Genomic DNA, 12,555 nt, shown 5'->3' with positions numbered 1-12,555 from the left:
CCTTTTACAAGAAAGGGTAAGACAATATTAATTAAACTCTTAAGAGTAAGATTTTTTGTATTGTTCGCCCGCTCAATCTTGACAAGTAACACTCATGTCTAGGAAAGAGAATCAATTTACCGTAAAATTTTGGGGTGTTCGTGGCAGTATTCCCTGTCCGGGACCCCAAACCGTCCGTTATGGAGGTAATACCCCTTGCGTAGAGATGCAAGTGGGCGACAAACGCTTTATTTTTGATGGAGGCACGGGAATCCACGTTTTAGGGCAGTCTTTATTACCTAAAATGCCGTTAGAAGCTTATCTTTTCTTCACCCATTCTCATTGGGATCACGTGCAAGGATTTCCGTTCTTTACTCCTGGATTTGTTGCAGGCAATAAATTTCATATTTATGGTGCAGTAGCCCCAGATGGCTCTACTGTGGAGCAGCGTTTAAACGACCAGATGCTGCATCCTAACTTTCCCGTACCTTTACAGATTATGCAGTCCAATTTGGATTTTTGCGAGGTTATACCGGGAAAGACGATTCATATAGAAGATATTGCTATAGAAACCGCAGCATTGAACCATCCAGGTGAATCAGTCGGGTATCGGGTTAATTGGCAAGGTGGTTCTGCCGTATATGTTACTGATACCGAACATTATCCAGATAAGTTAGACGAAAATGTTTTAAAACTTGCCGATAAAGCCGATATTTTAATTTATGATTCAACTTATACAGATGACGAATATTATTCTCCAAAATCACCTAAAATTGGCTGGGGTCATTCTACCTGGCAAGAAGCTGTAAAAATCGCTAAAGCCGCGAAGGTTAAAACTTTAGTTATTTTCCATCACGATCCATCTCATGATGATGAATTTTTAGATCGTATTGGACAAGAAGCTAAAGAGAGATTCTCCGGTGCGGTCATGGCTAAGGAAGGAATGGTACTAAAAGTTACAATCAATATTCCTTTATCAAACAGTTTTCCTATTAGAAGATAATTGATATAAAACTTTTATCGCAAAGCAATTATAGAATTTGGATTAAATTGGTATTCGAGAGCCTTAGTTAAAATATCTATGGCAAGTTGGGAATAGATAATGGGTATTGGGTAATGGGCGTTGGGAATTGGGCATTGGGCATTGGGATAAAAATGAATTTATAACTCCTAACTCCTAACTCTTAACTCCTAAAACCTAACCCTTTACTACTCTGCTTCCCGCGTTGTTAAACATCTCGTCCCAATATTGACGTGCCAAATCTGTCTAAAAATGGGTGTTCTGTGTGGGTTACTTCTTCAACCGAATTAATTCAAACTCCTACTGCTGTTGCCCTTGGTAAATTTGATGGCGTTCATCGCGGTCATCAAAGGGTGATCCAGCCAATTTTGCATAAACCAGCAGACGCAGAACATATTTACCCAACTGTTATTACATTTCTTCCGCATCCTCAAGAGTTTTTTACTGGTAAACCTAGAACTTTGTTGACTCCTTTGGATGAAAAAGTTCAACAGTTAGAACTGCTAGGGGTAAAACAGCTTGTACTAATTCCCTTCGATAAAGAATTATCTGCTTTAACTCCCGAACAATTCGTACAACAAATTATCGTAGAAAAATTGCAAGCCGCAAGAATCAGCGTCGGACAAGATTTTTGTTTTGGTTCAAAGCGTAGCGGTACTGCAATGGATTTACAGGTACTTGTGGCTGAGTATGGTATTCCGGTTACTATCGTTCCTTTAATAACTCACGAAGACGATTTTTCCGTAGATGAGGAGACAGAGCGCATCAGCACCTCACTCATTCGTCAAAAACTTGAAATTGGCGATATTGAAAGAGCCAACCAATTACTGGGAAGACCTTATACTTTTATCGGAACTGTAGTTAAAGGGCAGCAGCTTGGTAGAACCATTGGTTTTCCAACTGCGAATTTACAGTTACCCCAAGATAAGTTTTTGCCCCGTCAAGGAGTTTACGCCGTCCGAGTTGCTCGCATCAACAACCAGGATACAGCTTTAAACAACTGCTGGGGAGTAATGAACATTGGCGATCGCCCTACAGTAAATGGTACTCATCCTACCGTAGAAGTACATATTTTAGATTGGTCTGGAGATTTATATGACAAAAAGCTGCAAATACAATTAATCAAATTTATCAGACCAGAACAAAAATTTAGTAATTTAGCAGCCCTTAAAGCTCAAATCCAACTTGACTGCAACACCGCTAGGAACTTTTTTAGTCACGAGATGGAACCTTAAAAAAATGGGGCGGGCTTTTTAACAAGCCCGCCCCATGTTTTTGCGGAAATTGTAGGTCAAGGGCGTTAGTTTACTCCAACTCTGGGAACAATAGATTAGGGCATTGGGCATGGGGGATGGGAAGAAATAAAAAATATTAACTTCTCACTACTAACTCCTCACTCCTAAATCTCAACCTTTAACCTTTTAACCTTTGACTTCCGGCAGGTGCATGAGAGACAAAATTGACGCTCTGACACAAAATCTAGCTCTTACCATTGTTGGTAAATCTGAAGCAATCCGTTTGGTATTAGTCGCTTTACTAGGTGGGGGACATGCTTTACTTGAAGATGTTCCCGGAGTTGGTAAAACTCTGCTAGCAAAATCCTTAGCTCGTTCTATTGATGGTAAATTTCAACGGCTACAGTGTACGCCAGACTTGTTACCTACTGATATTACGGGTACAAATATCTGGAACCCTAAAACTGGTGAATTTACTTTTCTTGAAGGTCCAATTTTTGCGAATGTCATGCTCGCAGACGAAATCAACCGCGCTACACCCCGTACTCAATCGGCATTGCTAGAAGTTATGGAAGAAGGGCAGGTAACAGTTGATGGTGTCTCTCGTGCCGTTCCCGCACCATTTTTTGTCATCGCAACTCAAAACCCGGTTGAATATCAAGGAACTTTTCCTTTACCAGAAGCGCAAATGGATAGATTTATGCTTTCCTTGAGCTTGGGCTATCCTACAGAACAAGAAGAGTTACAAATGTTGTCTCGGCTTCAAGAGAACAGTAAATTTACCGATGTAAAACCCTGTATTTCTTTGGCTGAGGTTGAAGAATTACAGCGAATTTGCGCCGGTATCCGGGTAGAAGCTTCATTACAGCAATACATACTCGATTTAGTCAGAGCCACAAGGTGCGATGAAGAAATTACTCTCGGTGTAAGCCCTAGGGGAACTGTAGCCTTACACCGCGCCACACAAGCTTTTGCCTATCTTTCTGGGCGCGATTATGCAATCCCCGATGACGTGAAGTTCATTGCTCCTTATGTTTTGAGTCACCGTTTAATTCCCGTAGGAGGAAGGAGAGCGCAAACTGTAATGGAGCGTTTGTTGAGAGTTGTGGCGATTCCGTAAATTAGTTAACAGTGAACAGTTTGTAGTTTGTAGGGTGCGTTATGGCTTCAGCCTAACGCACCAGCTATGTGATTATAAAATATACAGCACTTTGCAGCTAAATGACTGGAGTTTAGACTAAAAATCACAAAATGACTCAGTTACACTGAGTTAACAAGTATCAAGCTACAAAATTTCAAAAATCAGTTAAACAGCAGATTGTTCTGTTTTTTTAGGTGGCTTTGGAGTACTCTTTTTAACCATTGGATACCTGATTCTACGCTTACGAGGTTTTCCCTTTTTCCAGCCAGGTGATTTACCGCGTACTTTTGGAGGTTTGGCAGGTGTAGAAATGTGGACTAAAATCCCAGGCATCGCCTGGGCAACTCTTCCGGGAGTTAATTTGATTGTTGTTTTTTGCCAAGGGAGGGGATTGTCACTAACAATATCACGAGCGAGCCATAGCTCCCAGGTCATTAACGGCATCAAGTCACTCCATTTATCACACTGTTGTGGTGTTGATAATTTTGGAAGAGTCCAATGTAGTCTTTGTTTAATAAAACGATACCAGTGGTCAACTGCAAAACGGCGTAAATAAAATTTCCAAAGTTCATTTATTGGCGGCATTTTGGAACCAACAAATGCTAACCACATCGGTCTTGATACACGTTTAGAACCATCTGGATTAAGACGTTCTACGAGTATAACAGTCATGGGATGAAGGGGAGATTTACGTGAAGCTCGCCGTGGGGAGCCTCCCCACGGCAGACTTCACGGAAATGTAAGTTGTGCCAAACCTTAATTTTTACATACCCAACTTGGGAATCTTTTTCTTCTATTGTTTGTGCTGCTTCTGACCAAGTTGTTGAATCGTTAAGTTTGAATTTACCTCCATGAACTCTTGGCTTACCTCTACCTGAATATGAAGGTGGTTCTCCCCATAAACATAAATTTGAGCGTAAACGCATTAATTTATCAGCATTAATGTCAGCCGTTTTGATTACAAATGGCGCACATCCGTATTCAATATCCCATAACGTTAAAGGTCGAGATGGTAATTGCGGGCATACTTGTTGGAGTTGCCATACCGCTTTATTAATCGGGTTCTCCCAACTAGTTATCCTCTCATGTCGCAATGGTAATGCCCAACTTCCTTCTTCTTCTGGAACCCATACAAGTGTACTGTAACCGTATCCTGCTGTTACTGGGCGACCTCCGATTCCACTTTGGGTATGATGTTCATAAGTCCTCTCTTTTAACGTTGGTGCGTTTGGTCTTGACCATGCAGTATGGTCTCCGGCAAGAATAATACGTTCTTGGCTTGGTATATTTTTGATGTATAGTCCCATTAATTTATTTCGTTGGACTTTTGTATCTTGCAATGCTTCATAGATGCTTGACCATTTTCGGCGTTAGCGAAGCGTGCCGAAGGCATAATATTGGGCATAGAGATAAATCTGCCAAACTATATGCATTCCTTGTGAGCAGCACTGAGTCCGTTAATTCAAATGTTGCATCTTTTGCTTTACACAAACATTTGTACGCAGCTTGACGGAATTCCCTTAAATGTGCAAAAACATCCATAACGAAAGTTGAGATTTGGTAGTGCTTTTCTCATCTTCCGTCGGGAGGTGCTTGTTTTACCACAAGCATTTCCCTATTTTTTATACCATTTTTTGTGCGCCGTGACCGCTACGCGGTCACGAGCTTTAGTCTAAACTCCAGTACGAGATGTACTTCACCAAAACTAAATATGCTGTATTATTCAGTTAAATTTTATAATTACGAAAATAAACAATTTAACTTAATGAATATTAATTTACATTGCTATACGATGGCAGCTAACAGGTATTTGAATTTGGAATTCGGTACCTGCTCCCAAAGTAGAAATACAGTTTAATTTTCCATCATGCTGCTCAACTATAATCTGGTAACTCATAGATAATCCTAAACCAGTACCTTTACCTACAGGCTTAGTTGTAAAAAATGGGTCGAATAACCTAGAAAGATTATCTTTAGGAATACCATAACCATTATCAATAATGCTAATTTGCACCATATTCTGGTTAATTAATTTAGTTAAAATACGAATTTGAGGATATTGCTGTTCGGGAATTTGGTTATTTTTGATTGCTTCTTCCAAAGCATCAATTGCGTTATTTAAAATATTTAGAAAAACTTGATTTAGCTTTCCCGCATAGCATTCGATTAAAGGTATCTCAGCAAATTCTTTAGTAACTAGAATTGCACTTCGATGCGGTTGAGTTTCCAAACTATTCTGCAAAATCATTAAAGTACTATCGAGACTTTCGTGAATATCAATTTTTTTAAATTCTGCTTCATCTAAACGCGAAAAAGTTCTTAAGGAAAGTACAATTTGAGCAATTCTTTCTGCCCCCGTTTTCATCGATTTAATAATCGACGGCAAATCTTCTAGCAGGTAGTCGAATTCGATTTCTTTAATAAACTTTTCTGCTTCCAAACTTTCGGGAAAGTTCTGTTGATAAATTTTGATGAGTTTTAGCAAGTCTTCAAAATATTCTTGCGTGTATATCAAATTGGCATCGATAAAATTAACGGGATTGTTGATTTCATGAGCTATACCAGCGACTAATTGTCCCAAGCTAGACATTTTTTCGCTCTGAATTAGCTGTACTTGAGTACGTTGTAATTGCAAAAGAGTATTTTCTAATTCCTGAGTTTGTTGGCGTAATGTTGCTTCTGCTTGTTTGCGTTCTGTAATATCTCTAAAATATAAAATCTTACCGTAGTTATTTCCATCTAAAGAATTAACAGAAGCAATATATCGCTCAAAAGTTTTTCCATTCTTCAAATAAATTTCATTACGACAACTTTTGTCTGGATGCTTAAATATATATTCTAAAGTAGATACAAACTCTTCAGGTTCTTCTAGTTTTTCTAATATCGCAGCGAAGATTTTTTCGTGTTTACCTGCGTCAATCACCGATTGATTGATTTCCCATAATTCAATAAAACGCCGATTATATGAGATTGACTCACGATATTCGTCAACAACTAAAATGCCATCAATCGAAGCTTCTTGCTGTGCTTGCAAAATTGAATTAGTCCTAAGCAAAGACTGTTCCGCTAGTTTACGTTCGGTAATATCTCGAAAATACCAAACTCTACCAAAATATTCTCCTTTTAATGAACTGACGGGAGCACAATAGCGTTCAAAAGTGCGTCCATCCCCTAGATCAATTTCATCTCGAATAGATTTTTCTACATCATTATATAAATTTTCTACTTGATTGATAAATTTGCCTACATTTGTAAATTTATCTACGATAGATGCTAGAAACTGTTTTTCGTCTCCGGTTTCAATAACTGACTGAGGAATTTGCCATAACTCTACAAAACGCTGATTGCACGATAAAATATTTTGACTTTCATCTACTACCAAAATTCCATCAATAGCAGCTTCCTGTTGAGCCTGTAACATTGCATTGCTAAGTAACAAAGCTTTTTCTGCTTGCTTACGTTCGGTTATATCTAGAATGAAACCATGCCAAAGAATAGTGCCATTTTGTAATTTTTCGGGACGGGCACGGCTTTTTATCCACTTTATTTGCCCGGAAGTAAGAACTATTCTGCCTTCATGTTCCCAAGGTTCAACATTTTCAGCAGAAGCTGCTAAAGAAATTTTAAAGGCTTTCAGATCGTTTGGGTGGGCTTTTGAAAAAATCAAATTCGCATCTGCTTGAATTTGCTCTGGTTTTAAGCCATAAATTTCATAGCAACCCGAGCTAACATAAGGAAAGGTCATCGAACCATCGGCAGATAATTGAAACTGATAGAGCATTCCAGGTACATTTGCTGCTAGCTTCTGTACTTTAGCCTCAGTATTTTTTCGTTCTTCTATTTCAGTCTGTAAAATTTTATTTGTCTTGGTTAATTCTTTTGTTCTGCTTAAAACGAGAGATTCCATTTCATCATAAGCTGATTGCAAGGCTCCTTCTGTTTGCTTAAGATGAGTAATATCTGTAATAAAACCATTCCAAATAATTGAGCCATCTGATTGTTTTTGCGGACGAGATGCAGTTTTCATCCATTGAATTTGTTCGGATGCTTTTATTAAACGTCCTTCCCAATAAAATGGTTCAAAAGTTTCTGCTGAATTCTTCAAAGACTGATCAAAAGTTTTATAATCTTCTGGATGTATCATGGAAAAAAACAAATTAGATTCTGCTTGAATCTCTTCTGCTTCTATATCTAATAATTCATAGGTACCAGGGCTGGCGTAAGGAAAAGACATTGAGCCGTCAGTATCTATTTTGAATTGATAAAGCATTCCCGGAACATTTGCAGATAACTTCTGAAATTTCTCTTCGCTTTCACGTAAAGTAACTTCTGCTTGCTTTTGAGCGGTAATATCTGTACTGGTGCTAATAATACGATAGACTCTGCCACTATCGTTGGACAGTGGTGTTAAAGTCGTTAACAATAATATTTTTTCGTCTTTAGTTGTTAATGTTTCTTCAAAAGTAATAGGCTTTTTATTAAGTAGACAGTCTTGATTTCTTTGCTCTATTGTCTTTCCTAAATACTCTCCTAAAACTTTAGAGGGAGTTTTACCAACTATTTGCTGATTGCTTAAACCAGAAACTAACTCTGTTGCTTTATTAATTCCAAAATAATGAAATTTATTATCTTCTGTTACTTCATAAACAATAATTCCTAGCTTTGCGCCATCATAAATAGTGCGAAGGAATGCTTCGTTTTGAGCTAAAGCCTCTTCTACCTGCTTGCGCTCTGTAATATCCTCAACTGTTGCCAGCACGCCTAATATATTTCCCTCTGGATCGCGCAACGGAATTTTATTAGTATCTAACCAAATTTCTTTACCATCTGCTTGTTGCTTCTTCTCGACAATATGTAATTCTGGAATTCCAGACTCTATTACTCGCTTATCCCATTCTCTATAAAGTTCGCATTGTTCTTTGGTTGCGTACAATTCATAATCAGTTTTACCGATTATTTCCTCTACAGAACTCAAACCCCATACATCCGCAATCTTTTGATTGCAACCAAGAAAGACACTATTGCAATCTTTCCAAAAAATAATTTGGGGTATACTATCTACTACTAACTGCAAAAAATTCTTTGATTTTATTAGTTCTTCTTGAAACTCATAACGGTAAATGATAATTCCTAAGCATTGAGCCGCAATTTGTAAAACTAACTTTTCGCTGTCTAACCATTGGCGTTCTTTGGAACAGTTATCAAAGCGAATATATCCCCAAAAAGTGTCTGCTATTTGAATTGGTATGATTAAAAGTGAATAAACATTTGCAGTTTCTAAACCTTCCCGTTCTAAATCAGGAAAATCATTTGCAGAACCCGCGATTATCTCTCCTCGATCAAGCATAGAATGCCATCTCGGGAAAATATCAAAATCTGTTTTAAATTGATTATTTGACCAAATTTTATGATAATTTTCAGCTATTATAGATACTCTATCTACTTGAGCCGCAATTCCTAAAGTAGCCAAGGTAGAATTAATAGATTCGCTACAATCTCTATTATTTGCGATATTATTTATTGCTTGAATTATACTTTTAGCAAACTCATTTTGAAAATCAGATGCAGTTATTTCTTGAATCGTAACTACGAGGAATTGATTTCCCGAATCATCATATAATAAAGTCTTTTTTGTCGAAACAATATAAGTCGCTCCTCGGGCATCTTTAAAATATCCTTTATCTTCATAGCTAACACCTGAAGCAAATATTAATTCGTCTTTTTCCCAAAAAATATCGGCTTGCTCCGTAGAGAAAAAGTCGTAGTCAGATTTACCAATAAGTTCTTCTCTTTGATAACCTGCCAACTGACAAAAAGCATTATTAAGAAATATCCATCTGTGTTTTCGATCTTTAACAAAAATTGGTTCAGATACACTATTGATTATTTCAAGCAAAAAACTTTGGGAAAGATTATTCCCAGAGTTATCTGCTGGTAGATAGGGGTTCATTGGCGGAATCATCTATTGCTAATCAGCTTGATAATTGCTGCTTGTATAGCTTCATCTCCTATTGTTCCCAATGTTGAGTGTATTTCAACAGATATCGAAAAATAAATAGTTCTTTATTGCCGTTGCACGACGTTAGGAAGCTTATGCTAACGCACCAATAACACTTCTAGCGCCAGCCTTCCGATTAAGATTTTAATGGCATCTTGTCACACAGACTTAGCCCGTAGGCTCTATTTTGATTGAGCAATCCCGAATTTTTCAAGGAGTCAGATGCTTGTTTAATAATCCAACCGTAATTTCGGGCATTTCTAGATGGGGTAAAATACCAGTATCTGGTATTACATAAAAATTACTAATAGCATTTGGATTTAAATCAGCCAAACGTTTTCCTTGCTTAACGTTAAGAAATTGTGCTTTCTCACCCCAAAGTATAGTTGTGGGTACTGTTAATTGTTTAATATACAAACTCAGGTCAAAGTACAAGTCGCCTCTTAAAAAGGCTAAAGCTGCAAATATAGCATTAGGTTGTTGGGCTGAAGCTAAATAAGCCTGGATAATTTCTTCTGATATTCGCTTGGGTTTTGCAAACAGAAAGCTTTGCAAAAAATTTCTGACTGCAATTTCATTTTCCGCACCCAACTTATAAATCAAATTATCTAATAACGGTGTATTGATAACTTCTAAAGGCAGTCTACGTGCGCTACCTTGTCCAAAATCATCAAATCCAGAAGGACAAGAAAGAAATAAACTACGAAATAATTGCGGTTGTTGAATTGCTAAACGAATAGTTAAAGCAGCAGTTATAGAAGAGGCTACAATCGTTACGGGTTCTCGACAAACTTGTTTAATAAATTCTGCAATAGTGGTGATGTAATCGTTAATTTGATAATTCCTGACTGGATGAGAAGATTCACCCCAACCAATCAAATCTGGGGCAAAAATACGGTGGGTTGCAGCAAAAGCAGAATATACTTTTGACCATTCATAAGCAGAAGCACCACCACCAAAGTTATGCAGAAAAACTATTTCTGGTAAATGTTCAATTTTAGCAATATCCCAAGGTGCAGCAATTTGGGTATAGTAAACCATTGCTCCGAGAGATGTTTGAATTATTTTATGTCCAAAACCAGGAGGTTGAAATTGAAGCATAAGGGGAGGAGGAATAGGGGACGATGGGACAAGGGGAAGTTGTAAGTTAAAATATTTGAAAAAAAAAATTTCGCCTTTAAGCTTTACCCTTTAGCCTTGATAATTGCGAATTGCTTACTTTTTACCGATATGTGCGAGTTCGTCGAGATTATCGCCGTTAATATGATATGCTTGACCGAATCCGATTACAAAACGACCCCTGTAGGGAGTAAGCTTAAAAATACGAAAATCTGCTAAACCGCGTAGCATTTGAATTATTTCGCCAAAACGCTCTGCAAATTCATCAACAACCTTTTTCCATTCGTTAGTTTCGCGTTCTATTAAAGTCGCAGTACAATCATAATTTAGCCTGCGACGAGCAAACATTTGTGGGGTTTGGGCTTCATCTTCAATAAACAAAACACTTGCCTTCTGATTAATATTAAGATTTTGTGTATGTGTTGAAAGCCCGCTGACGTAAATGTAAATATTTTTAGATGCGTCTATTACAAAGGGCGTATAACTACCATTAGGAATTCCTTGCTCATCTACTGTACTGATAACAATACTCTGAAATTCTTGAATGAATTTCTGATACTCTGCTGTGACCTTTTCTAATTGATTCATAATATTACCTAGCTGTACTGGAAGATGTTTTTCTATTTAACAGATTTATTTTGTAAAGCAAGTTGGCTAAAAATAAAAATAATTTCTACATTTTCTATAGTGAAAAGTCTACTGTATGCTTGTTACAAAAATTTGTATATGATTTGATGTCTAAATTTATGTATAAAGTTTTGTATAAAAAGTTATGTATAATTATATCTTTGAATATAGTATTTTTCATAGTTTGATAATACCTAGTTTATCCATAATCAGGTCTTATCTAAATTAGAGTTGTGCTTTTTCGATCGGGTTTGTAGTTATGCTTGATTTCTGGTAGTGGTACTTATGCTGTAAAAATTTTCACCTAACTCTAAAAATATGTGCTGTGAAAAAACGCTGATTGATTTGCGATGGGCGTTAATACCAATCTCATTGCTTTTCAGAAACCGTTAGCGATTGTTACTTATAATATGTATTATTCTATAGCTTGAAATCAAGCTTTTTTAAATTTAGGTTTTGAGGAACCAATTTTGTTTGATTAAAGCGGTTGAAATAGATTGCATCATTGTCTTACAACCTGCTGGCATTGTACCCAAATAGGAAATTTTCTGTTTGAATAAATCTTTGTTCATTCTATAGCCAATACTCCAATTATTATGACTGAGTTTCACGAAATGTTGAATCTGCTCGAAGCTGAAAGAGAGCGTTATATATTAGAGGCTGCCCGTTTAGAACGTCGCTTACAATCGATTCGGACTCAAGTGTCTGCCATCGATAACTTAATATCGGGTTACATTGAAGAAAAGCAACACCATAAATTCTATCAACAGTTTTCTCAATCTGAAACCCAGGCATATTTAGAAGAAGGTAGACTTAACTATAATAATTTATCGGTTGATGAAAATGATGAAAATATTGAGAATCAACCAAACTCAAATGCTGATTTTGATGAAAAAGAACTCAATCAACCAGATGATGACAGCGAGTCACAACCACAGCAACAAGAAATCGATATTTCCGATATTCCAAAAATGAAAGTAGCTAGGCAATCAGAAAGTTTGCCGATGTTGCCTGAATACAAAGGATACTCCATTAGAAACGCTGTTCTTATCTTAATGCGTTGCCAATCCGACTATCATTTTCATATTCATGATATTGTTCGCAACTTATACGGAGATGATTTAACGCGAAAACAGCGCGATACTGCTAGGGTAAGCGTTACTAAAGCTTTATCCCTCGGTTTTAAATCCGGCTTATGGTTTAAAGTACTGCACTCTAAAGGAGTATATACTTTAATGTATAAAAAAGGGGTAACTGCTAAAACCCCTAAAGATTAACCAATTTAAGCTATTTCATTTAATTTAACTTAATTTATTTTTATTTAAATATATGATTTTTAACGTTTATAATTGAAATAATAATATGTTTTAAGTCTCAGTATGTGAATACAGATTGTTAGTATCTTAAATTATATGATGGTAATTATTGATTGTCT

9 protein-coding genes are annotated in these 12,555 nt (G+C 36.9%); 4 read left to right on the top strand and 5 right to left on the bottom strand.

Annotated elements, in window-relative coordinates; genetic code table 11:
• The first annotated feature begins 94 nt into the window (after positions 1 to 94).
• From RIV7116_RS02475 to RIV7116_RS02465, 3 genes are all read left to right on the top strand, one after another.
• Positions 95 to 982, top strand: coding sequence for an MBL fold metallo-hydrolase (locus RIV7116_RS02475; RefSeq protein WP_015116684.1), 888 nt, complete (start codon positions 95 to 97; stop codon positions 980 to 982).
• A 251-nt stretch (positions 983 to 1,233) separates the two neighbouring features.
• Positions 1,234 to 2,235 (top strand): bifunctional riboflavin kinase/FAD synthetase, encoded by a 1,002-nt coding sequence (locus RIV7116_RS02470; RefSeq protein WP_083894035.1) that lies wholly within the window; start codon positions 1,234 to 1,236, stop codon positions 2,233 to 2,235.
• A 211-nt stretch (positions 2,236 to 2,446) separates the two neighbouring features.
• The gene (locus tag RIV7116_RS02465; protein ID WP_015116682.1) at positions 2,447 to 3,355 is read left to right on the top strand and encodes a MoxR family ATPase; all 909 of its coding nucleotides are present in this window, start codon (positions 2,447 to 2,449) and stop codon (positions 3,353 to 3,355) included.
• A 186-nt stretch (positions 3,356 to 3,541) separates the two neighbouring features.
• Here RIV7116_RS02465 and RIV7116_RS36780 read toward each other — a convergent pair whose 3' ends face one another.
• The 5 genes from RIV7116_RS36780 to RIV7116_RS02440 all read right to left on the bottom strand — a co-directional run bounded on the left by RIV7116_RS36780 (position 3,542) and on the right by RIV7116_RS02440 (position 11,081).
• A complete protein-coding gene (locus tag RIV7116_RS36780; protein WP_232435730.1) occupies positions 3,542 to 4,048 on the bottom strand; it encodes a hypothetical protein in 507 nt (168 codons plus the stop codon).
• On the bottom strand, positions 4,045 to 4,683 hold the full coding sequence (locus RIV7116_RS36775) for a transposase (RefSeq protein ID WP_044290725.1): 639 nt from the start codon (positions 4,681 to 4,683) through the stop codon (positions 4,045 to 4,047). The genes RIV7116_RS36780 and RIV7116_RS36775 overlap by 4 nt, the downstream gene beginning before the upstream one ends.
• A 470-nt stretch (positions 4,684 to 5,153) precedes the next feature.
• The gene (locus RIV7116_RS33590; RefSeq protein ID WP_015116681.1) at positions 5,154 to 9,338 is read right to left on the bottom strand and encodes a PAS domain S-box protein; all 4,185 of its coding nucleotides are present in this window, start codon (positions 9,336 to 9,338) and stop codon (positions 5,154 to 5,156) included.
• 246 nt (positions 9,339 to 9,584) lie between these two features.
• The gene (locus RIV7116_RS02445) at positions 9,585 to 10,475 is read right to left on the bottom strand and encodes an alpha/beta fold hydrolase (RefSeq protein ID WP_015116680.1); all 891 of its coding nucleotides are present in this window, start codon (positions 10,473 to 10,475) and stop codon (positions 9,585 to 9,587) included.
• Between the two features lie 114 nt (positions 10,476 to 10,589).
• A complete protein-coding gene (locus RIV7116_RS02440; protein ID WP_015116679.1) occupies positions 10,590 to 11,081 on the bottom strand; it encodes a HugZ family protein in 492 nt (163 codons plus the stop codon).
• A 635-nt stretch (positions 11,082 to 11,716) separates the two neighbouring features.
• On the opposite strand from RIV7116_RS02440, the gene RIV7116_RS02435 reads away from it, so the two are divergent.
• Complete coding sequence (locus RIV7116_RS02435) at positions 11,717 to 12,397, top strand: hypothetical protein (RefSeq protein ID WP_015116678.1); 681 nt, start codon at positions 11,717 to 11,719, stop codon at positions 12,395 to 12,397.
• Positions 12,398 to 12,555 lie beyond the last annotated feature (158 nt).

This window comes from Rivularia sp. PCC 7116, from assembly GCF_000316665.1.
Taxonomy (GTDB): domain Bacteria; phylum Cyanobacteriota; class Cyanobacteriia; order Cyanobacteriales; family Nostocaceae; genus Rivularia.
This window is presented reverse-complemented; position numbering and strand designations above follow the sequence as displayed.